Genomic DNA, 24,568 nt, shown 5'->3' on the forward strand with positions numbered 1-24,568 from the left:
GGTCATGGGCCTCAATATGCCCCTTCTTGTTCCCCCGCGGAGGCGGGGGTCCAGGATCTCGGGCGGTGGCGTTTGTGATCCTGGGCCCCCGCCTTCGCGGGGGAACTAGCCCCGCTCGATCGGAAGCTTCGGCTCCCGGAACGCGCAAACCCCAACCCTCGCAAAACCATGCTGCATCTGCTAACGGCAGCGCCATGCTGAACCTGAACAATATCACGGTGCGCCTGGGCGGACGCGTTATCCTCGATGGCGCCACGGCCGCGTTGCCGCCGGGCTCGCGCGTCGGGCTGATCGGGCGCAACGGCGCGGGCAAGTCGACGATGGTGCGCGTGATCGCAGGGCAGCTCGAGCCCGACGATGGCTCGGCGGACATGCCCAAGGGCGCACGGATCGGCTACCTCGCGCAGGAAGCGCCGCACGGCGTGAAGACGCCGTTCGAGACCGTGCTCGAAGCCGACCTGGAGCGCGCCGCGCTGATGATCGAGAGCGAGACCAGCGAGGATCCCGACCGGCTCGGCGACGTGTACGAGCGGCTGATGGCGATCGACGCCTACACCGCGCCCGCCCGCGCCGCGCAGATCCTGCTCGGGCTCGGGTTCGACGAGGACATGCAGGCGCGGACGCTCGACAGCTTCTCAGGGGGCTGGAAGATGCGCGTCGCGCTCGCCGCTTTGCTGTTCTCGCAGCCCGACCTGCTGCTGCTCGACGAGCCTTCGAACCATCTCGATCTCGAAGCGGTGATGTGGCTCGAGGACTTCCTCAAGGGCTACAAGGCGACGATCGTGGTGGTCAGCCACGAGCGCGATTTCCTCAACAACGTGGTCGATCACATCCTGCATCTGCAGGGCGGCAAGATCACGCTGTATCCGGGCGGCTACGACGCGTTCGAGCGGCAGCGTGCCGAGCGTCTCGCGCAGATCGAGGCGGCGCGCGCCAACCAGGCGGTGCAGCGCGAGAAGCTGCAGGAATATATCGCCAAGAACTCCGCGCGGGCCTCGACCGCGAAGCAGGCGCAGTCGCGGCAGAAGATGCTGTCGAAGATGCAGCCGATCGCCGAGAGCTACAACGATCCGACGCTGTCGTTCGGCTTCCCCAACCCGACCGAGCTGCGTCCGCCTCTGATCACGCTCGACATGGCGACCGTTGGCTATGCCGACGTGCCGATCCTGAAGCGGCTCAACATGCGGCTCGATCCCGACGACCGGGTCGCGCTGCTCGGGCGCAACGGCAACGGCAAGACCACGCTCGCGCGCCTGCTGGCGGCACAGCTGACGCCGATGGACGGCGAGATGTCGTCGTCGGGCAAGATGAAGGTCGGGTATTTCACGCAGTATCAGGTCGAGGAACTCGATCCGACCGATTCGCCGATCGAGCATATGTCGCATCTGATGAAGGGCGCGACTCCGGCTGCCGTGCGCGCGCAATTGGGGCGGTTCGGCTTCTCGGGCGACAAGGCGACGACGCGGGTCGGCAAGCTGTCGGGTGGCGAGCGGGCGCGTCTGGCGCTGGCGCTGATCACGCGCGACGCGCCGCACCTGCTGATCCTCGATGAGCCTACCAACCATCTGGACGTCGATGCGCGCGAGGCGCTTGTGCAGGCGCTCAACGCGTATACCGGCGCGGTGGTGCTGGTTAGCCATGACCGGCATATGCTGGAGCTGACCGCAGATCGGCTGGTGCTGGTCGACGACGGAACGGCGAAGGAATTCGACGGCAGCCTCGACGATTACATCGCGTTCGTCCTGAAGGGCGATGGCGGCAAGGGCGATGCGGCGTCGAAGGCCGACAAGAAGGCGGGCAAGAAGGCTGCGGCCGAGGCGAAGAGCAACGACGCGGCTTTGCGCAAGGCTTTGCGCGAGATCGAGGAGCAGACCGCGAAGTTCACCAAGGAGCGCAATGCTCTGGACCGCGCGATGGTCGATCCGGCGAGTGCGGAGCCGCGGTTCTCGCGGATGTCGATGGGGGATCTGAGCAAGCGTCGCGCAGAAGTGCATGCGAAGCTCGAGGCTAGCGAGGCGAAGTGGCTGGAGGCTAGCGAAGCGCTGGAGGGCGTGGAGGCTTAACCCTCTCCTTACGCCCCTCCCTGGAAGGGAGGGGTTGGGGGTGGGTCGGGTTCCGCGTGTTCAGGCGGTTGCGGCTCAAGCTGGCCTACCCACCCCCGACCCCTCCCTTTCAGGGAGGGGGGAAGATCGAGTCAGCCCTCGTTAGTGTCCGCGCCTGCTGCCGGACGCTCGAACCAAGCCTCGACTGGGCCGACCAGCTTCAGTGTCAGCGGGTTGCCGTTGCGGTCGACCTTCTTGCCGAGCGCGACTCGGATCCAGCCTTCCGAGATGCAATATTCCTCGACGTCGTGGCGGACCTTGTCCTTGAAGCGGATGCCGATGCCGCGTTCGAGCAGGTCCTGCTGGAAGAACGGGCTGCGCTGGTTGATCGACAGGCGATCGGGGGGCGTGTCGCCGGTTGCGGCCGGGGTGGCGGCGGCTTCGGTCTCGGGGGTGTTTGGCGTGTCGGTCATGGTCGCGCGTCTAGCGGCAAGCACTGGGCACGCGCCAGAAAAAAGGCACCGGACGCAAAAGAGGCGCCGGGATTGCTCCCGACGCCTCCGTGCGATCGTGTGATCGGATCAGCTGCAGACCTGCACCGCGACCCGGTCGCCGTAATAGGGGTCGACGCGCCACTCGTTCCAGCACCGCGGGCGGTAATCTTCGCGGTAGTAGGTCCGCACCGGCGGGCTGTAATAGGCCACCGGTGGCTGCGCGTAATAGCCGCCGTTGTAGTACCCGCGGTCATAGTACCGATTGCGGTTGTTGCTGCTGGCGATCGCCGCGCCCACACCGAGGCCGAGGATGCCACCGAGCACCGCTGCGCCGGCTGCATTGCCGCCGCCACGATGGCCGTGCCAGCCGCCGCCGTAGCCGCGCCCATAGCCGCCGCGTCCCCAACGCTGCGCGTCGGCTGGTGCTGCTGCCGTCAGAGCCGTTGCGGCGAGTGCTACGCCGAGGCCTGCTTTCTTGAAAAATCCGTTCATCTCTTCCGAACTCCGTTACTAGTTACGCCCGGTCCGCTTGGGACAAACGCATAAGTGTCCGACCGTGTTTCAGGATTTAGGTGATTCGGTCTGAACTGGTTCGGAACGGCTTGTTAACCCACGGTATAGCTGGAGTCCCGGTCGAGGACACAGGAGTCTCGGCCCGGCTGGGTATTGTTCACGAATATCGGATAGGGTGCGCCGATGGACAGGATGATGACGACGCGAGCGATCGCCTTTGCCGTGCTCGGCGGGAGTGCGGTGCTGATCGGTGGGCTGGCGCTGTCCGGGTCGCCGGTGAAGGTGCGGGCGGTCGAGGCACCTGCTCGGGTGGCTCAGGTCGCTGTACCGGTTGCGAAGCCGGCGCCGAAGCCGGCTGCGGTCGCTGCTGAGGAACCGGCCGATGCGTATGTCGTGAAGCGGGTGCTGAACGTGCCGGAGCCTTTGCGACATGGCGCGTATTATTGGGATACGGCGGGCGTGCCGGAGGGGCCGATCGTGATTACCGTCGACTTGGTGGCGCAGACCTTGTCGATCTTTCGCGCCGGGTACGAGATCGGGACGGCGGCGGTGATCTACGGCGCGGACGAGAAGCCGACTCCGCTGGGGGTGTTCAAGATCACGCAGAAGGACGCGCATCATGTGTCGAACCTGTACGGGGCGCCGATGCCGTACATGATGCGGCTGACTAACGATGGGGTTTCGATTCACGGCAGCGCGTTGATGGATGGGAAGTACGCTACGCATGGGTGCGTTGGGGTGCCTACCGCGTTTGCGAAGTTGATCTTCGAGCAGGTTAAGCTGGGGGATCGGGTTATTGTGACGAGTGGCGAGATGTTGGAACGGGGTGGGCGGATTACTGCTGCTTGAGGGTGGGGGGTTGGGCGGTTGTGCGCCGTGCCCTCACCTTTCGCCGCCTTTGGCGTCTTTTCCTCTCCCGATGGGAGAGGATCCTTTAGTTCCTGGACTGGGTTTAGTTCGCCACATCGCCGTGAAGGCCGCCATTCCCACCTCCCTGGAAGGGAGGGGTTGGGGGTGGGTCGGCCAGCTTTGGCCGCAGCCGTGCCGTGATGCGGAAGCCGACCCACCCCCGGCCCCTCCCTTCCAGGGAGGGGGGAAGAATTGGGTTTGTTCTGACTTTCGCGCACAAACAGAAAAAGGCCGGAGGTTTCCCCCCGGCCCTTCTTCATTTCCTAGCCAGCGCGACACGGCAAAGCCGCGTCGTCGGACCTCGCTTGAGCGAGGCCGGCCGAGCGCCTGAGGGCTCAGCCGGCTTCGCCTTTGCTGGCCTCAGGCGCTCTGCTTAGCCCGGCTAGCGCGCTTGCGCTCATTGGCATCCAGGAAACGCTTGCGCAGGCGGATCGACTTTGGCGTGACTTCGACCATCTCGTCGTCGTCGATGTACGCGATCGCCTGCTCCAGCGTCGCGCGCTTTGGCGGGGACAGGCGGACCTGGTCGTCCTTGCCGCCCGACGCGCGGAAGTTGGTTAGCGCCTTGGTCTTCATCGGGTTGACCTCGAGGTCGTCCGGCTTGGCGTTCTCGCCGACGATCATGCCCTCATAGAGCGCCTCGCCGTGGCCCACGAACAGGATGCCGCGCTCTTCGAGCGGACCCAGTGCGTAGTTGTTCGCCTCGCCCGAACCGTTCGAGATCAGCACGCCGTTCTTGCGGCCTTCGATCGCGCCCTTGTGCGGACCGTACTTCTCGAACAGCCGGTTCATGATGCCCGTGCCGCGCGTGTCGGACAGGAACTCGCCATGATAGCCGATCATCCCGCGCGACGGCGCCGAGAAGGTGATGCGGGTCTTGCCGCCGGTCGACGGACGCATGTCGGTCAGTTCGGCCTTACGCGTGTTCATCTTCTCGACGACGGTGCCCGAATGCTCCTCGTCGACGTCGATGATGACGGTCTCGTACGGCTCGGTCTTCTTGCCGTTCTCGTCCTCGCCGAACAGCACGCGCGGACGCGAGATGCCCAGTTCGAAGCCTTCGCGGCGCATCGTCTCGATCAGCACGCCGAGCTGAAGCTCGCCGCGACCGGCGACTTCGAAGCTGTCCTTGTCGGCCGCCTCGGTCACCTTCACGGCGACGTTCGACTCGGCTTCGCGGAACAGGCGCTCGCGGATCATGCGGCTCGTCACCTTGCTGCCCTCACGGCCCGCCATCGGCGAGTCGTTCACGGCAAAACGCATCGACAGCGTGGGGGGATCGATCGGCTGCGCGTGCAGCGGCTCGGTCACCGTGATGTCGGCGATCGTGTCGGCAACCGTCGCGACCGAGAGACCTGCGAGCGAGATGATGTCGCCGGCCTTGGCTTCGTCGACGGGAACGCGCTCGAGACCACGGAACGACATGATCTTGGACGCACGACCGGTCTCGATGATCTTGCCGTCGTTATCGAGCGCGTGGATCGCCTGGTTGGTCTTCACGGTACCCGAATTGACGCGACCGGTGAGGACGCGGCCGAGGAACGGATCGCGGTCAAGCAGCGTGACGAGGAAGGTGAACGGCACGCCGGCGACTTCCACGGCGGGCGGCGGCACGTGCTTCACGATCGTCTCGAACATCGGGATCAGCGTGCCTTCGCGCGCGTCCATGTCGGTCGAGGCATAGCCGTTGCGACCCGATGCGTAGAGCACGGGGAAGTCGAGCTGGTCGTCGTTCGCGTCGAGCGACACGAACAGGTCGAACACTTCGTCGAGCACTTCCTGGATGCGCGCGTCGTTGCGATCGACCTTGTTGACGACGACGATCGGCTTCAGGCCGAGCGCGAGCGCCTTGCCGGTGACGAACTTGGTCTGCGGCATCGCGCCTTCCGACGAATCGACCAGCAGGACGACGCCGTCGACCATCGACAGGATGCGCTCGACTTCGCCGCCGAAATCGGCGTGGCCGGGCGTGTCGACGATGTTGATGCGGATGCTCTCGGACTCACCGGGAGGGGTCCAGTCGACCGAGGTCGGCTTGGCGAGAATGGTGATGCCACGCTCTTTTTCGAGGTCGTTCGAATCCATTGCGCGCTCTTCGACGCGCTGGTTGTCGCGGAAGGTGCCGGACTGGCGGAAGAGCTGGTCGACCAGCGTCGTCTTGCCGTGATCGACGTGCGCAATGATCGCCACGTTGCGGAGGCTCATGAATGTATTCTCTTGATCGAGGAACGGGGTTGGCGCGCGCCATAGCGTAATTGTTGCGCCGCGGGAAGATGCAGCGGGATTTCGTCGCCTTTAGAGGGAACCTCCGCGGCGCTTGTATGTTCCGGCGGCGAGAATAGCACGGGGATCGCGGACCGCCAGCATTGCCCTTAGCGCGGCGTGTTTGTCGGGTGCGGCAGCATAGTAACGCTGCCAGATCCTCAGCCCCATCCAATAGCCGAGTTCGGGCGACCAGCCGGCGGGCGGCGTGGAGTAGTTGCCGATCCAGCGGGCATAGGCCTTGGCTTCGGGTGAGCCTTCCTCGGGATCGTCCTTGTCGGTGAGCTTGCGGGTGAGCGCGATGTCGGCCTGCATCTGGCGCCAGAGCTCGGCCTCGCGCGGGGTGGCCCAGGCGGCGCGGGCGGCATCGGGCTCCTCGCCGGTGACGAGTTGCGCGATGAAGTCCGCGGCGCCCTCGACAAGGATCGCGGTGAGCAGCGGGTCGCGGGCGAGCGTCATCCCGGCGTCCTGCTGGAACGAATGCACCGTCTCGTGCGCGAAGAAATGGCGGAGCGTCTGGCGGAGTTTCTCGGGCGTCGGCGACATGCGGCACAGCACCTCGAGCCCGAGCACCTGCGCGCCGGGCTTGGCGGTGCCGCCGGAGGTGTTCGCGCCGAAGACTATATAGACTTGCGGGAGCTTCACGTCGGCGAGTGCGCCGTGGAGGCCGAGATAGATCGCGCGGAGATCGGCGGTGGCGGCCTTGGCGGAGGGGAGACAGGTCTTGATCGCCTGCGCGTAGCGGGTGGGGTTTGCGGCGATGGCGCGCGCGAGATTGTCCGCGTCGACGATCCGGCCGGGGGTGAAGACGCCGATCCCGAAGCTGCCCTTGTCGAGATAGTCGCGCTTGAGTTGCGCGGCGGTGGGCTTGCCTTTGGTCTTGGCGAAGAGGGTCGCGAAGCGGTCGGCGTCTTCGGTGTGGATTGTGGCGGTTAGCGGGTCGGCTGGTGGAGGACGATTCGTGGTCGCCGCGGGGAGGAGGGCGAGCGCGAGGATCAGCGGACGGAGCATGGTGCAGAGTATCGCGTGTTTGCCGGGGCGCCAAAGCCGATATTGCAATCCTCCCCCGCCAGGGGGAGGTGTCGCCGAAGGGGACGGAGGGGGAGGATACGGAGCAGAGGTTGGCGCGCGCCTCCCCCTCCGTCAGGCAAGAGCCTGCCACCTCCCCCTTGCGGGGGAGGATCGTGAGGTGGCGACGACCTGCAGCGCCCCACCCTCCATTCCACCCCGGCGAAGGCCGGGGCCCATTTGGAAGGTGGAAATAACGACGTGCCGCCATCCGTTAGCGACGTCCCCCAACTGGGCCCCGGCCTCCGCCGGGGTGGTGCACACCCTTGCAAGTCATCCCCGCGGAGGCGGGAACTCATATTCTCAGGAGGCTGCTGGCTGTATCTCACGGCCAGCCAGTATGGATCCCCGCCTGCGCGGGGATGACTAGGGTGGTGTCAGAACCCCTCCAGCACGATCTTCCCCTTCGCCGTGTGGCTCTCGATCCGCTCATGCGCCCGCCGCAAATTCGCCGCGTCGATCGTCCCGAAATTCTCCGCGAGCGTCGTCCGGATCGTCCCCGCATCCACCAGCCGCGCGACTTCGTCGAGCAACACCCCCTGCTCGCCCATGTCCGCGGTCTGGAACAGCGAGCGCGTGTACATCAGCTCCCAGTGGACCGAGATCGACTTCTGCTTGAGCGGCACGATGTCGAGCGTCTTCGGATCGTCGATCAGCGCCAGCCGGCCCTGCGGCGCGAGCAGTTCGCCGATCTGGGCGATGTGCTCGTCGGTATGCGTGGTCGAGAACACGAACCCCGGAGCCCCCAGCCCCAGCGCCTCGACCTGCGCGGCGAGCGGCTTGCGGTGGTCGATCACGTGATGCGCGCCAAGCTCCTCGACCCAGCCCCGCGTCTCGTCGCGCGACGCGGTGGCGATCACGGTCAGGTCGGTGAGCTGCCGCGCGAGCTGGATCGTGATCGAGCCGACCCCGCCTGCCCCGCCGATGATCAGGATCGCGTTCGCCGCGCCGGGGACGGGTTTGCGCACGTCGAGCCGGTCGAACAGCGTCTCCCACGCAGTGACCGAGGTCAGCGGCAACGCCGCCGCCTGCGCCCAGTCGAGCGACGTCGGCTTGTGCCCGACGATGCGTTCGTCGACGAGGTGATATTCGGAATTGGTACCGGGCCGGTCGATCGCGCCCGCGTAGAACACGTCATCGCCGACTTTGAACCCGGTCACGTCCGGACCGATCGCGACGACGACGCCCGATGCGTCCCAGCCGAGCACCTGCGGCTTGCCGTCCGAATCTTCGCGCCGCTGGCGGATCTTGGTGTCGACCGGGTTGACCGACACCGCCTTCACCTCGACCAGCAGGTCGCGGCCAATAGCCTCGGGCTTGGGGAGATCAAGATCGACGAGCGACTGCGGATCGTCGATCGGGAGCGACTTGGTATAGCCGATGGCGCGCATGCTGGAACTCCTGTGATGGCGCGACCAAGCTGTCCACGCGGCCGCCCGGTTTCAAGGAGAGCAGTTGGCAAGCCTGAGTGTATTATCTATATACGCCACTTGAATGCGGGGCGGGTTGCAGCCACGATGCCCCACCGAACGGAGACACGAGCATGGCGACGACCCCGAACACGCTGACGGAAGAGCCGGGCCTGGTGCTGACCCCGCCCGATCCGGTGCCCACGGTCGCGGCCGCGAAGGCGTCCGGGCTGGTGCCCGTCGATGCCGGCGTGAAGTCGCAGCTCGAGGAGCGCGTGTCGGGCTTCGTCACCGACCTCGTCGCGCAGGACGTCAATTCGCCCGAATTCGGCAAGCGCGTCGACGCGATCACCGCGATGGGCGCGAAGGAAATCCGCGACGCCGCCGGCCAGTCGAACCGCTTCCTCGATCGCCCGGTCAAGGCGATGGATCAGGAGACCGGCGTCGGCAAGGACCTGGCCGAGCTGCGCCGCGTCGTCGAGGATCTCGATCCCGGCAAGAAGGGCAATCTCACCGCGCCGCAGAAGCTGTTCGGGATCATCCCGTTCGGTGGCAAGATGCGCAATTATTTCGACGGCTATAAGTCGTCGCAGACGCACATCGCGCAGATCCTGAAGAGCCTCGGCTCGGGCAAGGACGAGCTGCTGATGGACAATGCCGCGATCGATACCGAGCGCGCGAACCTGTGGGCGGCGATGGGCCAGCTCGAGCAGATGATCCATCTGTCGAAGACGATGGACGCCAAGCTGGAGGACGTCGCCAACGATCTCGACCATACCGACCCCGCCAAGGCGAAGGCGATCCGCGAGACCGCGCTGTTCTACACGCGCCAGCGGACGCAGGATCTGCTGACGCAGATGGCGGTGACCGTGCAGGGCTATCTCGCGCTCGACCTGGTCAAAAAGAACAATGTCGAGCTGGTGAAGGGCGTCGATCGCGCGTCGACCACGACCGTCTCGGCGCTGCGTACCGCGGTGACGGTGGCACAGGCGCTGACCAACCAGAAGCTGGTGCTGGAACAGATCACCGCGCTCAACACGACGACCGCGAACATCATCGATTCGACCGGCAAGCTGCTCAAATCGCAGACCGCACAGATCCATGAGCAGGCGGCGTCGGCGACGATCCCGCTGGAAACGCTGCAACGCGCGTTCCAGAATATCTACGATACGATGGACGCGATCGACGTGTTCAAGCTGAAGGCGCTCGATTCGATGAAGGTCACGGTTGGCGCGCTGTCGAACGAGGTCGATAAATCCCGTGGGTATATCGCGCGGGCTGAAGGCGCGACTCAAGGCCAGCTCGGCGGGCCTTCCGCCAGCCCGTTCAAGCTGGAGGCGATGTAACCCTCGTGAGCGAAGTCGACGACGCCATCGCCAGCGCCCGCGCCTCTTGGTCGCGCATTTCCGACGACCGGACGGGCACGGGGATCGCGCGCGTGCCGACGCGGGGGCGGGCGAGGCAGACGCAGGCGATCGGCAAGCGATTGACCCGGATCGCGGTCGCGGACGTGTCGATCCTGATCGCGGCGATGGTGATCGGCTGGATCGTGCCGCTCGGGATCGGTGGCGCGATGCTGGTGATGGCGCTGCTGGTCGCCGCCACGGTGTTGTTCGCGGTCTGGCCGGCGGAACGCGCACCGACGCCGGAGCGGCTCGCGGCAGTCGACATTCGCGCGTTGCCGGCGCAGACCGAACGCTGGCTGGAGGCGCAGCGCCCCGCCCTCCCCGCGCCGGCGATGAACTTGGTCGACCGGATCGGCCTGCGCCTCGAAACGCTGACGCCGCAACTCGCCACGCTCGACGCGAACACGCAGGAAGCGGTCGACGTGCGGAAGCTGATCGGCGAACAACTCCCCGCCTTCGTCAAGGATTACGAGAAGGTGCCAGCGTCGCTCCGGACCACCCCGCGCAACGGCCGCACGCCCGACGCCGAGTTGGTCGACGGCCTGAAGCTGATCGAACAGGAGATCGGCGAGATGACCGCTCGCCTCGCGCAGAGCGACCTCGACAATCTGTCGACCCGCGGACGCTTCCTGGAGATGAAGTACAAGGATTGAGGCGGTGAAGCGCACTCGGCTCAGCGTCTGCCGTCGCAAGGCGCGCTTCGTCTCCGAAGCCGATGCGCTGATCGTAGCGCAAATCGGACGCGTACCGCTCAGGGCCTATCGGTGCGACCGCTGCCTACAATTCCACCTGACCAGCCGCACGAAGGGCAAACGCGTGCTCGGGTAGCTGGCATTTCGCCGATCGGCCGGTGTTTCAATGAGAAGCGCTCGTCTGGCTTTCAGCGACCTCGACAATCTCGCGACGCGCACGTTTCTGAAATAAGATCGAATACGAGAAAAATGGCGCGCAGTAGCGCAAGCGCGTGCCACGAACTGTAATCAGACCCGATGAATTTAGACTTTGATCGTTGATCCGAATCATGCACGATGTCGCCTGATAGATCCGGAGGCTGGACCATGATCGGGTTGCTTTTCGTGCTGGCGATGCAGGCTGCTACACCCGACATCATCGTGTCGGGCAAACGTCTGGACGAAGCATACCAGGCCTGCGTCGAGCAAGGCTGCCCGCCGCTTCGCGATGCGCAGGTCTCGATCGCGTTTGCCGAACAGCAATTCCGCCAAGGCGCCTATCAGCGGGCCAGGCGGACACTCGCTGCCGCGGTTGCGCGCAACAAGCAAAATGCCGCGATCGCGCCAAAGCCGGTTGCGGCGCTATATGAAGCCTATGCGACGGTGTCGCTGCACGACGGCGAAATGGATGTCTTCAAGAAAGCGGTAGGTGGCCAAGTTCGCACGCTGCGCGAGAATTTACCGCGCGACGATCCCGCGGTGACTGCCGCCGCGTTCGCCACCGGCGACATGTGGCTGGCACTGCGCGACGGACGCACTGCCGAGCTTTCCTATCGCGCGGTCGAACGGCAGGCGCTTGCCGACGGCAACGCGACGTTGGCGATGCTGGCGACATTGCGTCGCGCCGAACTGGCCAACGCGCGGAACGATCCCGCCGGGGCCGCCCGCCTTCTCGCCGAAGCCGAGGCAAGACCCGCCGCGACCGACCCCGCGCTTCGATCGGTGTCGCGGGTGGTCCGCTTGCGACTGGCAGCGCAACGTGCCGATGATGGTCAGGTCGACCGGTTGGTCCGGGAGATCGGCCACGACACGTCGACCCGACCGGTGCTGATCTGGGGCCCTCCCTATGAACCGACGGCAGAGGCGGCGGCACGGGACGCCGCCGCCAAATTCGACCTCGTGAACCCGGTGTCGGCCAGCTCGTCCGATGTGGGCTCGATCCAATGGGTCGATATCGGGTTCTGGATCAAGCCCGATGGCAAGACCGACGATGCCGAGATCCTGCGCGGATCGCGGTCGACGGGGTGGGCGGGGTATCTGGTCAAGCAGGTATCCGCGCGCCGCTATACGGGTACGGACGGAGCGGCGGGCGCGCGGGGCGTCTACAGGGTCGAGCGGTTCTCGCTGCGCGGCACGTATCAAACGCCTAAGGGCAGTCTGATCAATAGACGGGCCGGCCCCGGCGAACTGGAGGTGCTCGACCTGACGCTGCCGGATACGACGATAACGGCAAGTCGCTGACCGGCACTAGCCGTTGATCGCGCGGGCCCGGTCCGCCAGGCGCGCGACCGCGGCTGGGTGTATCCCCGGCGTCGAGACGAGCACCCCAAACGCCTGCGGGCGCGGCTTGTTGAAGATCAGCGGTGCACCGAGTGCATCGGTCACCACCGCACCCGCTTCGCTCGCGACGAGGATTGCGGCGGCGATGTCCCATTCGTTGCCCCAGCGGAGGGTGGCTACGAGGTCGGCTTCGTCGGCGGCTACCATGGCTATGCGCAGGGCGATCGAGTTGGGTTTGTGGACCATGACGAGGTCTCGGTCGGCTTTGGGGAGGGCGTCCACCGGGGTCCGGCTACCGGGGAAGTCGGTTCGGTTGCCGGCTTTCAGCGGGATGCCGTTGCGCGTGGCGCCCTGCCCTGCGACCGCGTGCCAGCGTTCGTCGCGGGACGGCGCTTCGAGGATGCCGATCACCGGCTTGCCACGGTCGACTAGCGCGACCGAGACGCACCAGCCGGGCCTGGCGCGGATATAGTCTCGCGTTCCGTCGATCGGGTCGACGACCCAGAGCAGGTCGTGGGCCAGGCGGTCGGCGTTGTCGGCGGTTTCCTCGGACAGCCAGCCGGCCTCGGGGAGAAGCGTCGACAGCCGCGCCTTGAGCATCCGGTCGATCGCGATGTCGAGTTCGCAGACCGGGCTGCCGGGGGTCTTCTCCCAGCGCTGGAAGTCGGTGTCGAAGCGGTCGAGCGCCATTGCGCCAGCCTCTGCGGCGATACTCGCTACCGCGTCCGCCATAGCGCGCAGCCATGCCGGCGAGCGCTCGGGCCCGCGCCGCCGCTCAGCCACTCGCCACCGTCATGCCCTCCACGCGCAGCGTCGGCACATTGACGCCGTAGCGGAATTCGAGGTCGTTGGCGGGGGTCATCGCGAGGAACATGTCCTTGACGTTGCCCGCGATCGTGAACTCGGCGACCGGCGTGGTGATCTGGCCGTTCTCGATCCGGAAGCCCGCTGCGCCACGGCTGTAGTCGCCGGTCACGCCGTTCGCGCCGCCGCCCATCAGTTCGGTGACGTAGACGCCCGACTCGATGTCCGCGATCAGTGTTTCGAGCGGCACATGGCCGGGCTCCATGAAGACGTTGCTGGTCGATACGCCGGGACCGCCGCCGACTCCGCGCGCGGCGTGGCCGGTGGGTTCGAGGCCGAGCTGGCGCGCCGAGGCGGAGTCGAGCAGCCAGCGTTCGAGCATGCCGTCCTCGATGATGTCGCTGGGCGAGACGGGCAGGCCTTCGCCGTCGAACGGGCGCGAGCGCAGGCCGTGCGGGCGGTGCGGATCGTCGCGGATGGTGATGCCGTGCGCGAACACCTGGCTGCCGAGCGAGTCGAGGAGGAAGCTCGTTTTCCGCGTGATCGCCTGCCCCGAGATCGCGCCGAGCATGTGGCCGACCAGCGATCCGCCGACGCGGCGATCGTAGACGATCGTGGTGGGGCCGCTGACGAGGCGGCCGGGGTTGAGGCGCGCGACGGCTTGTTCGCCAGCGCGGCGGCCGATCGCTTCGGGCGATTCGAGATGCGTGCGGAGACGGGCGCTGCTGTGGGCGTAGTCGCGCTGCATGTTGCCGCCTTCGCCTGCGAGCACGCTGGCCGACACGCCGTAGCCGGTTGCGGCATAGGCGCCGGCGAACCCGTGGCTGGTGGCTAACGCCCAGACGCTGCGCGAGGCGCTGGCGCCGCCGCCTTCGCTGTTCGAGACGCCGGGGACGGCGCGGGCGGCGTCTTCGGCTTCGAGCGCGGCGTCGCGGAGTTGCTCCGGGCTGGCTTCGCCGCCGTCGTCGAGGCCGAGCATCGGGGTGATGCCGTGGAGGAGGCGATCGGCGGGGGCCAGGCCTGCCCAGGGGTCTTCGGGTGCTTCGCGCGCCATCGCGACCGCGCGTTCGACGAGTGCGTCCATCGCGGCGGTCGAGAGGTCGGAGGTGGAAACGCTGGCCGAACGCTGGCCAACGAACACGCGCAGGCCCAGGTCCTCGCTTTCGGAGCGGCCGATATCCTCGAGCTTGCCGAGGCGGATCGACACGTCGAGCGCGGCGTCGGCGGCGAAGACTGCGTCGGCGGCGTCGGCGCCTGCCGCCCTCGCGCGCTGGACGATGTCGTGGGCGCGGTCGCGGGCTTGGTCTGGGGTCAGCATATCAGCGAGTTAGGGATGCAGGCTCGTGCCGACAACCACGCAGGCGAGGAACATGAGCAGTCCGGCGAACCGGTTGGCGCGGAAGCGGGCGAGTGCGGCGGTGCCTGCGCCCTCGTGCGTGTCGGGTTTGAGCGTCACGACCTGCCAGGCGAGGTGGAGCGCGACAGGAACGAGCGCGGCGATCGCGAGCGGGTCGGGGCGGACTTGCCAGAAGGCTGCGGCCCATAACGCGACGGCGGCGACGTAGAAGATGCCGACGCCAGCCTTCACGTGCGCGCCCATGCGGAGCGCGGACGAGCGGATGCCGATTATCGCGTCGTCCTCACGGTCCTGCAGCGCGTAGATCGTGTCGTAGCCGATCACCCAGGCGATTGAACCGGCGTAGAGCAGCCACATCGGGGTATCGAGCGCGCCGGCGATGTCGCTCCAGCCGACCAGCAGCGCCCAGGAGAAGACGATGCCGAGCCACGCCTGCGGCCACCAGGTGATGCGCTTCATGAACGGGTAGGCGGCGACGGGCGCGAGGCTGGCGAGTGCGACGATCGCGGCGAAGAAGGTGAGTTGCAGGAGGACCGCAAAGCCGACCAGGCAGAGTGCGACGAGCCAGATCCAGGCGAGCTTTATCGAGACGAGCCCGCTGGGGATCGGTCGGGCGCGGGTGCGGGCGACCTGCGTGTCGAGGTCGCGGTCGACGATGTCGTTGAAGACGCAGCCTGCGCCGCGCATCGCGATGCTGCCGAGGAGGAGCCAGAGGATCAGGTCCCAGCGCTCGACTGCGCCACCGGATAGCGCGACTCCCCAGGCGCCTGGCCAGAACAGCAGCCACCAGCCGATCGGGCGGTCGAAGCGGGCGAGCAGCGCGAGGCCGCGGAGGGTTGGCGGGAGGCGGCCGACTAAACCCCTGTGCTCGCTGTCGGGGACGATTTCAGCGTGGCTCGGCTTGGTCTGCATGATGCGGGCGTAGGAAGACGGGGTTTGGCGCGCAAGCCTTTGCCGGGTACCGGTGGGGCGTGACGCGTTCGGACCCTCCAGCATGATCGGCCTTTCGGTCGCGGTAGGCCGCTTCGTCGAGGCGTTATTCTGGGGTATTTTTCGGGTTGCCGGCGCGGTCGCGGGGGTGTTGATCCTTGGGGTCGTGGTTTTGGTCGTTGCGTGGGTGGTCGCGCGAAAAATGTGGGTGCGGCGGAAGTCGTGAACCGCCCCCGCCCCTTCAGAGGGAAATGCAAATCCTCCCCGGCACGGGGAGGGGGACCGTTCGCCATCGGCGAAGGGTGGAGGGGGATCGCCGCGTACGATACGCTGATCGAAGGCGAGACACTTGCCGGAACCCTTGTAGAAGACGCTAAACGCTGGCGTGACGCCTGTGGAAGCCCCCCTCCACCAGCTGCGCTGGTCCCCCTCCCCGTGCCGGGGAGGATTTGCTAGAGGCGAGCTATGCCTGCAACTCCCGCCTGGCCGCCGCAGTCCACGCCGCGCCTTTTCGTCGATCGCCTCCTCGCGCCTGGTCCGCTTCACGTTGACGGTCCCGCCGCGCATTACCTCGTCGGGGTGATGCGGATGAAGATTGGCGATCCGGTGAAGCTGTTCGACGATCGGACCGGCGAATGGCTCGGCGTCGCTTCGAGCGTCGGCAAGCGGGATCTGGTGCTCGACGTCACCGAATTGCTGCGGCCGCGCGAGGGCGTGCCCAATCTTTGGCTCTGCGCCGCTCCACTTAAAAAGGGCCGGGTCGACTGGATGGCGGAGAAGGCGTGCGAGCTTGGCGTCGCTAGGCTGCAGCCGGTGGTCACCCGGCGGACGATCGTCGACAAGCCCAATACCGAGCGCCTGCGCACGCAGATGATCGAGGCGGCCGAGCAATGCGGGCGCACCGCGCTGCCCGAGGTCGCCGAACCGGTGAAGCTCGCCGCGTTGCTCCGCGACTGGCCCGAGGACCGCGCGCTGTTCTTTGCCGACGAGACCGGCGGCGTGTCGGCGTTGGAGGCGATGCGGTCTCGGCCCGGTCCGGCGGCGATACTGATCGGGCCCGAAGGCGGCTTCGATGCCGACGAACGCGAGGCGATTCGCGCGCATCCGAACGCGGTCGGGATCGGGCTGGGGCCGCGGATTCTTCGCGCTGAAACCGCGGCAGGGGCGGCCGTTGCCTTGTGGATGGCGGCGGCGGGAGATTGGCGCGGCGAATGATCGATACGACATTGCTACCGATTGGTCCGGATACCCTCTAGCACCCTCGTTCATCGACGCGTAAGGCGCGGCGATGACGACGATTCCCGCTCCGAAAAAGACCAGCCCGACGATCGAGTCGCGCGACCAGTTGATCGCCAGCTTCGCGGGCGGCGAGAAGCCGAAGGACGCGTGGCGGATCGGCACCGAGCACGAGAAGTTCGTCTATGCGAACGGCGATCACCACGCGCCGTCCTATGATGAGCCCAGTGGCATCCGCGCGCTGCTCGGCGAGCTAGAGCAATATGGCTGGAAGCCGGTCATGGAGGGCGGAAACGCGATCGCCATGTCGGGTCCCGACGGCAGCATCAGCCTGGAACCCGCAGGCCAGTTCGAACTGTCGGGCGCGCCGCTCGACTCGTTGCACGAGACCTGCGCCGAGACCGGGCGCCATCTGGAGCAGGTGAAGGCGGCGGGCGAGAAGCTCGGCATCGGCTTCCTCGGGCTCGGCATGTGGCCGGACAAGACGCGTGCCGAACTGCCGACGATGCCCAAGGGGCGTTATGCGATCATGCTGCGGCACATGCCGCGCGTCGGCAGCATGGGCCTCGACATGATGCTGCGGACCTGCACGATCCAGGTGAACCTGGACTACGCGTCCGAGGCGGACATGGTGAAGAAATTCCGCGTCGGGCTCGCCCTCCAGCCGCTGGCGACCGCGCTGTTCGCGAACTCGCCGTTCACGGAAGGGCGGCCCAACGGCATGCTGTCGTATCGAAGCCATATCTGGTCGGACACGGATCCGCATCGCACGGGCATGCTGCCGTTCGTGTTCGAGGATGGCTTCGGCTACGAGCGCTATGCCGAGTACGCGCTCGATGTGCCGATGTACTTCGTCTACCGCGAGGGCAAGTATATCGATGCCGCCGGGCTGTCGTTCCGCGACTTCCTGAAGGGCGAACTGAGCATTTTGCCGGGCGAGAAGCCGACGCTCGACGACTGGACCGATCATCTGTCGACCGCTTTCCCCGAGGTCCGGTTGAAGACCTTCCTCGAGATGCGTGGTGCCGATGGCGGGCCGTGGAACCGGATCTGCGCGCTGCCGGCGCTGTGGGTTGGATTGCTGTACGATCAGAGTGCGCTCGATGCGGCGTGGGACCTGGTCAAGGACTGGACGATCGACGAGCGCCAGGCGTTGCGCGATGCGGTGCCGAAGCTCGCGCTGAACGCGCCGATCGCGGGCGGCGGGAAGCTGCGTGACATCGCGGGCCAAGTGCTCGATATCGCCGGTGCGGGGTTGTCGGCGCGCGCGCGGTTCAACCGGGCGGGCGATAACGAGACAGGCTTCCTCGATCCGCTGCGCGAGATCGTGCGGAGCGGCAAGGTGCCGGCCGAGGTGCTGTTGGAGCGCTATAACGGCGCGTGGAACGGCGACGTCTCGAAGGTCTACGACGAAGCCAGCTTCTGACTGCTCCCCTCCCGTCTACGGGAGGGGTCGGGGGAGGGCTTGGCCGCGGACGCGAGGGCGAAAGCGTAAGGTAGCCCCTCCCCTAACCCCTCCCGCAAGCGGGAGGGGGATTAGCCGCGCAGCCTCGCGAACAGTCGCGGCACCAGGCCGTTGCGCGTCATCCAGTCGAAATACACGCGATAGTCCGGGTCGAGCTTCAGATGCCGCTCCTCGGTCTTCGCGCGCCAGTAATACACCCCGCTGACCGCTGCCATCAGCAGCGTCGCACGCGCCGCGTCGACCATGCTGCCGAGCGTCAGCACCGGGATCGTCGAGATCCACCAGAACAGGTTCTTCGACAGATAAGCGGGATGCCGCGACACCGCGTACGGCCCGTGTGTCAGAATCCCCCGATTGGTGAGGTTCGAGAAGCGGAACCCGAACGCCATCGTCGCCCAGGCGTAGATCGCGGTCAGCCCCACCAGCACCGCGCCGATCAGCGCCAGCAGGATCGGATGCCCCTGGAACCAGTATGCCCAGTCCGACGTGCCCGGATGATAATCGAGCGGCCCGCCGGTCGTCATCAGGATGAACGGCGGATAGCACATGAGCGCCGGCATCCAGGCCGCGGCGAACGGATTTGCGCTGCGAATATGCGAATCGAGCGGCCGGAACGTCAGCAGATAGCCGACCGTCGCGAATGCCACGTCGATCAAGAACATCAACGTCACCAGCCAGCCCGACAGCGCGACCGGATCACGCAGCACCGACGCGACGTCACCGCGGACGAAGTTACCGAAGCCCGGCGGGACGATAGCCAGCATGAAGGCCAGGAAGAACGTCTTCACCCCCCATGCGCGCAGATGGCCGTAGATCGCCTCGCGGTCGACGCCGGCCTGTCCGGTCAGCCACGCGCCGAGATGCCAGGCGCCGTCGCGCGGCTCGATGAGGTACCGGTCGATCCACAGCACATACGGGATCGACGCGACGAACAGGATCGGTGCGGCATTGGTGAAGCACCACATCGCAAACGCGAAATTGCCTTCCCAATAAAATCGCCCGGCACCGTAGATCACCGCGATCCCCGCCCAGGTCGCCCACAGCCCGGCGAGCTTCGTCAGGCTCAGGTCCAGCGTTTCGCGCCAGAGCCTGGCGGTCGACCAGTCGATCCCGGTACTGGGATTGCGATGAACCTTGTCGACCAGCAAAGACCACACGATCATCGGCAGCCCGCAGGCGACGACGTTGACGAGCGCCGAATAGGGCCCGTCCATGCCGAAATGGCGCGCGAACCCGATCCAGACAAGCACGCCAACGAGTCCCGACAACCCCGCGCCGTGACTGACCGCCGACCGCGGACGAGGGTCGGTCTCGGTCGTACCGGCAAGCTGAGCGTCGTGATCCATGGCGGTGATACGTAGCGCGGATTGGTAAGCAAGCCATGAAGCATGTTTGGCCGCCCGGTCCGAAGCAAGGTCATCCCCGTCGATTTAGGATGATCGGCAATGGCAGCATCGGATCCGAAATAACGCAGCGCGCGGGCCGAGCTGGGTGGGAGGAGAAACTCGCTCGGTGCTGAATAACAGGGGCAATCTGGACTCGGCGGCCACCTGTGGATCACGAGCGCGAATGTTCTATTTCGGGACCTGGATGACCGCGAATTTAATCGCGGGCGTCCCGTCGGGCGCTACGTTGCGATCAAGGAGATCGCGATGTTTCAGAGACTTATCGGACGTGCCAAATGCATGATCGGCATACATCGTCGGTCTCGCAGACACACCGTCTTCAAGGGTCGCGGCGCGGATACGAGCATCTGCCGCTATTGCAGGAAATCGATGCGGAGTACGCCGGCGGGCTGGGTCGTCGAACACTCGAACTGAGACGATCGTCTGAATGTGAGGCGGGGCCAGTACTCGTCGCGCTATCGCCCGTTTGGTGGTGCGATGAACGGACTAAAGCCCGGTCCGACAGCGCGTCGTCGTCAGTGACGCCACAATTCGTAGATGTTGAGGATGACCTCGAACGCGATCAGCCCGATCACGGCAAGCTCAAGCCGCAACGAGCGCTTGTCCTGCACCAGGTCGAGCAGCCATTCGGCAGCGTCGCCGATCACCTCGAGCTTGCGTTCCATGGCGCGTGCGCGGTCGCCCAGTTCGAACTCGGCTTCGAGACGCCCGTAAAGCCGGTCGAGTTCGGGATGATCCCAGAGCAGGTCCGGCTTCTCGGAGATCTGCGCCCGGCCGACGACGCGGTGCTGCGCCGCGAGAACGTCACCGATGCTCTGCATGACGCGTCGGATCGGCATCACCGCACGACCGTGGATGCGCAGTTCGTTGATGAGCGGCTCCACGCGATCGAACGCTTCGGCAATACGGCCTTCATCCCGCGCGAGGACGACGCTCCGGGCGACGACGGTGGCCGTCAGCAACAAGCGTTCCCGTGACGCCTCCCTCAACCGTATGTGTCCGTCTGCACTGACCGTTTCCTCGCGGTCCGCGGAAATCTCGATCCAGGCGGTTTCCGTTTCGGGCGTGGCCAAGGGATCGATGATGTGCTCGGACAGGGTTTCGATGAACCGACGCTCGGTTTCGACCGCCGCCCCGATCAGCACCAGGACACCGTAGCGAAAGACGAACGCGGCCCCGACCCCCGACAGGTTGAGGGTCTCGGGCTCCGCGAAGTCCTGCAAATTGCGGGTATCGATACGCGTACCCAGCAGAAGCGCTCGCACGTCGCCCCTGGCGGCTTCGCCAGGCAGGGGTGCACCCAGCACCTCCCTGATCCCGACGCTTATCGTTCGCAGCGATCCGCCCTCAACCATGTCGCGTCACAACCATGGGCCCGACCTTATCAGTTTCAGACACATCGTCTCGCAACCGATTTAGCGGCCGCCGAGCTACACCGTAGCGTCACACGATTGTTGCCAGGCATGCAATCGATGAAAAGGACCGAGGCGACGCCAGTCCATTGCCTGCATCGACAAAGCCGTGCCAACACCATGCGATGTATCGCGCTTCACCCCTGGCGGTTTTGCCGCTGTTGCTGGCTGCCGCCCCGACCTGGGCACAGCAACAGGATACGCAGGCGTGGGAGCAGCTCAACGTCGTCGTTCCCATCGCACCAAAATTGCGGGTGACGCTGGAAGAGATTGCGCGGACCAGCGACCGCCAGGACGGAATCTACACCACCGAATTCGGTGCGCTTCTCGGCTGGCAGTTGGCCAAGGGCGTCGAGCTTGGATTCGGATACCGCCATGTCGGATTTCACAGTCGCAACCTCGCGCCGGACGAGGACCGGCTCCGCCAGCAGATCGTGGTCACCAGCGGGCGCTTCGCCGGGCGATTGCGACTCGACGAACGCTTCAACCCGGACGGTAGCGAGATCGGCTTCCGGGTCCGGCCGTTGCTGCGGTACAATTTGCCGCTCGGACCCAAGCGACTGGCCTTGTTCGTCAGCCACGAAAGCTTTTTCTGCCGAACAGTACGACCTGGGGCCAGCGCGCCGGGTATGAGCGGATGCGCAACATCGTCGGGCTGGCTTTCCCGATCGGCAAGGCGGTGACGGCCGATGTCGGCTATCTCAACCAGTACCGGTTCGCGCGCGGTGGCGCACGCGCCCAGATGGACAATGCGCTGAACCTGCAGCTTACCTTGAACCTGGGGACGCTTGGCGTGGCAGGTCTTCACGATTGAGGTCCTCGCGCTGGAATCCGGATCCCGACCTCGGGTTTGCCGCGTCATCATCGAAGCCCGGCCTCCGAACGTTCGCCCCTGTGTATCGGGACACCACTTGCGCGCGGTCCGCTTAGACGCAACGATAGGTCATGTCGTTCCTGCTCTCGCTCCTGCTTCTCCAGGCCGCCGTCACGCAGACGCCGCCGCTCACGCCCGCGGTCAAGACCGCACCGTCCACGTCGAACTGGCCGGCACGCGACGCGCAGTTCACGGTTCGCCGCTTTCGCTTCCGCTCGGGCGAGACCCTGCCGGAACTGCGCCTCAACTATACGATGCTGGGGCAGCCGCACCGGAATGCGCGGGGTGAAATCGACAATGCGGTGATGGTCCTGCACGGTACGGGTGGCACCGGTCGCCAATTCCTCAGCCCGCAGTTCGCCGATGAACTTTACGGCCCGGCTCAGCCACTGGACATTACGCGCTACTGGATCATCCTTCCCGACGGAATCGGGCACGGCAAATCCTCCAAGCCGTCCGACGGGCTGCGCATGCGGTTTCCGCATTACGATTATGACGACATGGTCGAGGCGCAGTACCGGCTGCTCCACGATGGCCTCGGCATCCGCCGCATGCGGCTGATCATGGGAACGTCGATGGGCTGCATGCACAGCCTGGTCTGGGGCGAGACGTATCCCGAGTTCGCCCGCGCGCTCATGCCGCTCGCCTGCGAACCTGTCGAGATCGCCGGGCTGAACCGCATGTGGCGCAAGCTCGCGATCGACGGGATCAAGGCCGATCCGGCCTGGGCGGGCGGCGAGTACCGGACGCCACCGGTACAGGGCCTGCGCACAGCCGCCAGCCTGCTGTTCGTCGCCGGTGGTGCGCCGCTATTTTTCCAGAAACAATATCCCGGGCGCGATGCCGCCGAGGCCTTTGCCAAGCAGCGGGTCGCAGCCTCGATCGACGGGACGGATGCCAATGACCTCGTGTATCAACTCGATGCCTCGCGGACCTATGCGCCCTGGTCGCGGCTGGAGGCGATCACCGCGCCGACGACCTGGATCAACTCGGCCGACGATTTCATCAACCCACGCAATCTCGATTACCCGCTTCGCGCCGTTGCCCGCATGAAGAACGCGCGATTCCGGATGATTCCGGAGAGCACCGACACGCGCGGCCACGGCACCCACACTGCGGCCCGGTTCTGGAAGCAGGACCTGGCCGACCTGCTGCAACGTACCGAATAGATGTCGGAGGACGCGGCGACAAAAATTGCGTAGTTCAGCCGTGCGTTATCGCCTGCGTGGCAATCGAGCCGTCAGACGCAAGATGGGAAATGACATGCGATTTGTTCAGATCGAGATCCTGCCGCAGGGCAAGGCGCTGGTAGATATCGACAAGCTGACCCACGCGGTACCCGAGGGCGATGGGTCACGCCTGTTCCTGGGGGCGCAACACATCGACGTGCCGCATTCATTGGCCGAACTCGAGAACGTTCTGGCTGGGCGCGAGCGAACCGACGATGGCGCGAACAGCACGGCGGGGTTCGGCGTCCGGTAGGCTGACGCGACGGCGTGCGCTGGTGCAAATTTGACCTGCCGGCGCGGTCGTTATCGATCGCATTACGACCAGGTGGCTGCGCGTCAGGCCGTCGCCCGACGCATCAGGCCTCGTCGGTGGAGATCGGCTTTCGCGCCGCCATCTGGACCGGCTTGCCAATGACCGCGCGGCCAGATGGCCAGCGTCGCGCGATGCAGCGGTCCTTGGCAATCCGGACTACGCTGACGGTATCGCCCTGGTTGCCGCCAAGGACGTGATACGCGGTTGGGTCTTCGCCGACATAGAACCCGACATGCCCACCACCCGGACGTTCGAACACCAGCACGGCGCCGGGAGCCAGTCGCTCCGGCCGCAGTGCCGACCCCCATGTCGACCATGACGTTGCGCGCACCGCGATAGCGGCCGGCTCGATACCGTCTTCCTGAAGACAATAAGCGACGAACACCCCACACCACGGGACGCTGTCGGCATTATAGACCATTCCGAGGATCTTCGTCCCCAGCCGCTTCGCCCAACCCAGGATCGTCGCGCTGTTGGCCGATCCGGCAGCTTCCTTCGTGCCCAGCTTCGCGCGCGCGGCTTTCAACCATTTGGGCTCCGTCACCATGATTCACTCGGCCTCAAAGCTAAAATCAGGGAACGCCCGTGGTTGCGCTCGAACACGCGCACTACAGCATCCGCTTCACGGTCGGCAGGATCGCCGCGACTACCGCTGCGATCGCCGCCGCGTTGGGATGCACCCGATCCGCCAGTACCATCTCGGAATGTCCCAACACGCCAGGCGGGAAGAATGGCCAGACGGTCGCGCCATGCTCGGCAGCCAACCCCGCGTGGATACCCAGATACGCCGCGGCGCGGTCACGGATGAACGCCGGGGGGTCGACGGTGGTCAGCAACACGGGGATGCCGCAGCTACCCAGGCTCAGCAGGATCTGCTCGAGGTTCGCCCGCGTACGCGCCACGGGGATCTGCCGCAGGACATCGTTCGGTCCCACCTGAACGATCGCAAGTACGGGCCGCTGGTCGAGCGCGGACAGCAAGCGGGGCAAGCGCCGCAGGACGTCGGCAGTGGTATCGCCCGACACCCCGGCGTTCACCACGCGGGCGCCAGGATGTGCCGTCTGCAGCGATGCCTGCAATCGTGCGGGGAAACTATCGGCAGCTTGCAGGCCGTAACCGGCAATCAGGCTGTCACCTATTGCCAGGATCAAGGGTCGGTCGGTCGTCATGCGTTGCCGCGAGATAGTTCACGTTCGACGCATTGTAAG

At 66.0% G+C, this 24,568-nt stretch carries 25 protein-coding genes; 13 read left to right on the forward strand and 12 right to left on the reverse strand.

Going from position 1 to position 24,568, the window contains the following annotated elements:
- Positions 1-194 precede the first annotated feature (194 nt).
- Positions 195-2,063 (forward strand): ABC-F family ATP-binding cassette domain-containing protein, encoded by a 1,869-nt coding sequence (locus E5673_RS00540; RefSeq protein WP_136188530.1) that lies wholly within the window; start codon positions 195-197, stop codon positions 2,061-2,063.
- Positions 2,064-2,194: 131 nt separating this feature from the next.
- Here E5673_RS00540 and E5673_RS00545 read toward each other — a convergent pair whose 3' ends face one another.
- Positions 2,195-2,515: a DUF3297 family protein gene (locus E5673_RS00545; RefSeq protein ID WP_136188531.1), complete on the reverse strand. Its 321-nt coding sequence runs from the start codon at positions 2,513-2,515 to the stop codon at positions 2,195-2,197.
- A gap of 108 nt (positions 2,516-2,623) precedes the next feature.
- Complete coding sequence (locus E5673_RS00550) at positions 2,624-3,028, reverse strand: hypothetical protein (RefSeq protein WP_132737344.1); 405 nt, start codon at positions 3,026-3,028, stop codon at positions 2,624-2,626.
- A gap of 213 nt (positions 3,029-3,241) precedes the next feature.
- On the opposite strand from E5673_RS00550, the gene E5673_RS00555 reads away from it, so the two are divergent.
- Complete coding sequence (locus tag E5673_RS00555; RefSeq protein ID WP_348769878.1) at positions 3,242-3,898, forward strand: L,D-transpeptidase family protein; 657 nt, start codon at positions 3,242-3,244, stop codon at positions 3,896-3,898.
- A 420-nt stretch (positions 3,899-4,318) separates the two neighbouring features.
- Here E5673_RS00555 and typA read toward each other — a convergent pair whose 3' ends face one another.
- From typA to E5673_RS00570, 3 genes are all read right to left on the reverse strand, one after another.
- Positions 4,319-6,163 (reverse strand): translational GTPase TypA, encoded by a 1,845-nt coding sequence (gene typA, locus E5673_RS00560; RefSeq protein ID WP_056051990.1) that lies wholly within the window; start codon positions 6,161-6,163, stop codon positions 4,319-4,321.
- 90 nt (positions 6,164-6,253) lie between these two features.
- Positions 6,254-7,231: a hypothetical protein gene (locus tag E5673_RS00565; RefSeq protein ID WP_136188533.1), complete on the reverse strand. Its 978-nt coding sequence runs from the start codon at positions 7,229-7,231 to the stop codon at positions 6,254-6,256.
- A 434-nt stretch (positions 7,232-7,665) separates the two neighbouring features.
- The gene (locus tag E5673_RS00570) at positions 7,666-8,679 is read right to left on the reverse strand and encodes a zinc-binding alcohol dehydrogenase family protein (RefSeq protein ID WP_136188534.1); all 1,014 of its coding nucleotides are present in this window, start codon (positions 8,677-8,679) and stop codon (positions 7,666-7,668) included.
- A gap of 152 nt (positions 8,680-8,831) precedes the next feature.
- On the opposite strand from E5673_RS00570, the gene E5673_RS00575 reads away from it, so the two are divergent.
- From E5673_RS00575 to E5673_RS00585, 4 genes are all read left to right on the forward strand, one after another.
- Positions 8,832-10,043 (forward strand): toxic anion resistance protein, encoded by a 1,212-nt coding sequence (locus E5673_RS00575; RefSeq protein ID WP_136188535.1) that lies wholly within the window; start codon positions 8,832-8,834, stop codon positions 10,041-10,043.
- 5 nt (positions 10,044-10,048) lie between these two features.
- The gene (locus E5673_RS00580) at positions 10,049-10,756 is read left to right on the forward strand and encodes a hypothetical protein (RefSeq protein WP_136188536.1); all 708 of its coding nucleotides are present in this window, start codon (positions 10,049-10,051) and stop codon (positions 10,754-10,756) included.
- Between the two features lie 4 nt (positions 10,757-10,760).
- On the forward strand, positions 10,761-10,931 hold the full coding sequence (locus E5673_RS19505; RefSeq protein ID WP_168711537.1) for a hypothetical protein: 171 nt from the start codon (positions 10,761-10,763) through the stop codon (positions 10,929-10,931).
- Positions 10,932-11,161: 230 nt separating this feature from the next.
- Positions 11,162-12,295, forward strand: a complete 1,134-nt coding sequence (locus tag E5673_RS00585) for a hypothetical protein (RefSeq protein WP_247599498.1) — start codon at positions 11,162-11,164, stop codon at positions 12,293-12,295.
- Between the two features lie 6 nt (positions 12,296-12,301).
- Here the strand turns inward: E5673_RS00585 and E5673_RS00590 are convergent, their stop codons facing one another.
- From E5673_RS00590 to ubiA, 3 genes are read right to left on the reverse strand one after another with little or no spacing between them, the layout of a single operon-like run.
- Positions 12,302-13,066 carry a 3'(2'),5'-bisphosphate nucleotidase CysQ gene (locus tag E5673_RS00590; RefSeq protein ID WP_056066675.1) on the reverse strand — a complete coding sequence of 255 codons (765 nt, stop codon included), beginning with the start codon at positions 13,064-13,066 and terminating at the stop codon, positions 12,302-12,304.
- A 43-nt stretch (positions 13,067-13,109) separates the two neighbouring features.
- Positions 13,110-14,456 carry a TldD/PmbA family protein gene (locus E5673_RS00595; protein ID WP_136188537.1) on the reverse strand — a complete coding sequence of 449 codons (1,347 nt, stop codon included), beginning with the start codon at positions 14,454-14,456 and terminating at the stop codon, positions 13,110-13,112.
- 9 nt (positions 14,457-14,465) lie between these two features.
- A complete protein-coding gene (ubiA, locus tag E5673_RS00600; RefSeq protein ID WP_136188538.1) occupies positions 14,466-15,407 on the reverse strand; it encodes a 4-hydroxybenzoate octaprenyltransferase in 942 nt (313 codons plus the stop codon).
- Positions 15,408-15,489: 82 nt separating this feature from the next.
- Between ubiA and E5673_RS19510 the strand changes: the two genes are divergently transcribed.
- The 3 genes from E5673_RS19510 (at position 15,490) to E5673_RS00615 (ending at position 18,087) form a co-directional block, all read left to right on the forward strand.
- Positions 15,490-15,651 (forward strand): hypothetical protein, encoded by a 162-nt coding sequence (locus E5673_RS19510; RefSeq protein ID WP_168711538.1) that lies wholly within the window; start codon positions 15,490-15,492, stop codon positions 15,649-15,651.
- 239 nt (positions 15,652-15,890) lie between these two features.
- The gene (locus E5673_RS00610) at positions 15,891-16,640 is read left to right on the forward strand and encodes a 16S rRNA (uracil(1498)-N(3))-methyltransferase (protein ID WP_136188539.1); all 750 of its coding nucleotides are present in this window, start codon (positions 15,891-15,893) and stop codon (positions 16,638-16,640) included.
- Positions 16,641-16,713: 73 nt separating this feature from the next.
- The gene (locus E5673_RS00615; RefSeq protein WP_136188540.1) at positions 16,714-18,087 is read left to right on the forward strand and encodes a glutamate--cysteine ligase; all 1,374 of its coding nucleotides are present in this window, start codon (positions 16,714-16,716) and stop codon (positions 18,085-18,087) included.
- A 110-nt stretch (positions 18,088-18,197) separates the two neighbouring features.
- On the opposite strand, the gene E5673_RS00620 is transcribed toward E5673_RS00615, so the two are convergent.
- Positions 18,198-19,472 (reverse strand): DUF1295 domain-containing protein, encoded by a 1,275-nt coding sequence (locus tag E5673_RS00620; protein ID WP_210731782.1) that lies wholly within the window; start codon positions 19,470-19,472, stop codon positions 18,198-18,200.
- A gap of 575 nt (positions 19,473-20,047) precedes the next feature.
- Positions 20,048-20,797, reverse strand: coding sequence for an RMD1 family protein (locus E5673_RS00625; RefSeq protein ID WP_235524791.1), 750 nt, complete (start codon positions 20,795-20,797; stop codon positions 20,048-20,050).
- Between the two features lie 272 nt (positions 20,798-21,069).
- Here E5673_RS00625 and E5673_RS00630 point away from each other — a divergent pair, with 272 nt between their 5' ends.
- From E5673_RS00630 to E5673_RS00640, 4 genes are all read left to right on the forward strand, one after another.
- Positions 21,070-21,627, forward strand: coding sequence for a DUF2490 domain-containing protein (locus E5673_RS00630; protein ID WP_247599499.1), 558 nt, complete (start codon positions 21,070-21,072; stop codon positions 21,625-21,627).
- Entirely contained in the window at positions 21,582-21,758 is a 177-nt protein-coding gene (locus E5673_RS20135) for a hypothetical protein (RefSeq protein ID WP_348769879.1), read from the forward strand. Before E5673_RS00630 ends, E5673_RS20135 begins: the two co-directional genes overlap by 46 nt.
- Positions 21,759-21,889: 131 nt before the next feature.
- Positions 21,890-22,987, forward strand: a complete 1,098-nt coding sequence (locus E5673_RS00635) for an alpha/beta fold hydrolase (protein ID WP_136188541.1) — start codon at positions 21,890-21,892, stop codon at positions 22,985-22,987.
- Positions 22,988-23,081: 94 nt separating this feature from the next.
- A complete protein-coding gene (locus tag E5673_RS00640) occupies positions 23,082-23,300 on the forward strand; it encodes a hypothetical protein (RefSeq protein WP_120300599.1) in 219 nt (72 codons plus the stop codon).
- Positions 23,301-23,403: 103 nt separating this feature from the next.
- Here E5673_RS00640 and E5673_RS00645 read toward each other — a convergent pair whose 3' ends face one another.
- Together E5673_RS00645 and E5673_RS00650 are read right to left on the reverse strand one after the other, a co-directional pair.
- A complete protein-coding gene (locus tag E5673_RS00645) occupies positions 23,404-23,907 on the reverse strand; it encodes a TIGR02594 family protein (RefSeq protein ID WP_136188542.1) in 504 nt (167 codons plus the stop codon).
- 61 nt (positions 23,908-23,968) lie between these two features.
- Positions 23,969-24,529 carry a GDSL-type esterase/lipase family protein gene (locus tag E5673_RS00650; RefSeq protein ID WP_136188543.1) on the reverse strand — a complete coding sequence of 187 codons (561 nt, stop codon included), beginning with the start codon at positions 24,527-24,529 and terminating at the stop codon, positions 23,969-23,971.
- Positions 24,530-24,568: the final 39 nt, after the last annotated feature.

The organism is Sphingomonas sp. PAMC26645 (assembly GCF_004795835.1).
Taxonomy (GTDB): Bacteria; Pseudomonadota; Alphaproteobacteria; order Sphingomonadales; family Sphingomonadaceae; genus Sphingomonas.

Coding starts and splice junctions, on each gene's coding strand:
- E5673_RS00575 (WP_136188535.1), top strand. CDS start 8,832: ATGGCGACGACCCCGAACACGCTGACGGAAGAGCCGGGCCTGGTGCTG.
- E5673_RS00540 (WP_136188530.1), top strand. CDS start 195: ATGCTGAACCTGAACAATATCACGGTGCGCCTGGGCGGACGCGTTATC.
- E5673_RS00595 (WP_136188537.1), bottom strand. CDS start 14,456: ATGCTGACCCCAGACCAAGCCCGCGACCGCGCCCACGACATCGTCCAG.
- E5673_RS00630 (WP_247599499.1), top strand. CDS start 21,070: ATGTATCGCGCTTCACCCCTGGCGGTTTTGCCGCTGTTGCTGGCTGCC.
- E5673_RS00635 (WP_136188541.1), top strand. CDS start 21,890: ATGTCGTTCCTGCTCTCGCTCCTGCTTCTCCAGGCCGCCGTCACGCAG.
- E5673_RS00650 (WP_136188543.1), bottom strand. CDS start 24,529: ATGACGACCGACCGACCCTTGATCCTGGCAATAGGTGACAGCCTGATT.
- E5673_RS00570 (WP_136188534.1), bottom strand. CDS start 8,679: ATGCGCGCCATCGGCTATACCAAGTCGCTCCCGATCGACGATCCGCAG.
- E5673_RS00645 (WP_136188542.1), bottom strand. CDS start 23,907: ATGGTGACGGAGCCCAAATGGTTGAAAGCCGCGCGCGCGAAGCTGGGC.
- E5673_RS00620 (WP_210731782.1), bottom strand. CDS start 19,472: ATGGATCACGACGCTCAGCTTGCCGGTACGACCGAGACCGACCCTCGT.
- E5673_RS00640 (WP_120300599.1), top strand. CDS start 23,082: ATGCGATTTGTTCAGATCGAGATCCTGCCGCAGGGCAAGGCGCTGGTA.
- E5673_RS00585 (WP_247599498.1), top strand. CDS start 11,162: ATGATCGGGTTGCTTTTCGTGCTGGCGATGCAGGCTGCTACACCCGAC.
- E5673_RS00610 (WP_136188539.1), top strand. CDS start 15,891: ATGCCTGCAACTCCCGCCTGGCCGCCGCAGTCCACGCCGCGCCTTTTC.
- E5673_RS00545 (WP_136188531.1), bottom strand. CDS start 2,515: ATGACCGACACGCCAAACACCCCCGAGACCGAAGCCGCCGCCACCCCG.
- E5673_RS19510 (WP_168711538.1), top strand. CDS start 15,490: ATGATCGGCCTTTCGGTCGCGGTAGGCCGCTTCGTCGAGGCGTTATTC.
- E5673_RS20135 (WP_348769879.1), top strand. CDS start 21,582: ATGCGCAACATCGTCGGGCTGGCTTTCCCGATCGGCAAGGCGGTGACG.
- E5673_RS00590 (WP_056066675.1), bottom strand. CDS start 13,066: ATGGCGGACGCGGTAGCGAGTATCGCCGCAGAGGCTGGCGCAATGGCG.
- ubiA (WP_136188538.1), bottom strand. CDS start 15,407: ATGCAGACCAAGCCGAGCCACGCTGAAATCGTCCCCGACAGCGAGCAC.
- E5673_RS00550 (WP_132737344.1), bottom strand. CDS start 3,028: ATGAACGGATTTTTCAAGAAAGCAGGCCTCGGCGTAGCACTCGCCGCA.
- typA (WP_056051990.1), bottom strand. CDS start 6,163: ATGAGCCTCCGCAACGTGGCGATCATTGCGCACGTCGATCACGGCAAG.
- E5673_RS00555 (WP_348769878.1), top strand. CDS start 3,242: ATGATGACGACGCGAGCGATCGCCTTTGCCGTGCTCGGCGGGAGTGCG.
- E5673_RS00615 (WP_136188540.1), top strand. CDS start 16,714: ATGACGACGATTCCCGCTCCGAAAAAGACCAGCCCGACGATCGAGTCG.
- E5673_RS00565 (WP_136188533.1), bottom strand. CDS start 7,231: ATGCTCCGTCCGCTGATCCTCGCGCTCGCCCTCCTCCCCGCGGCGACC.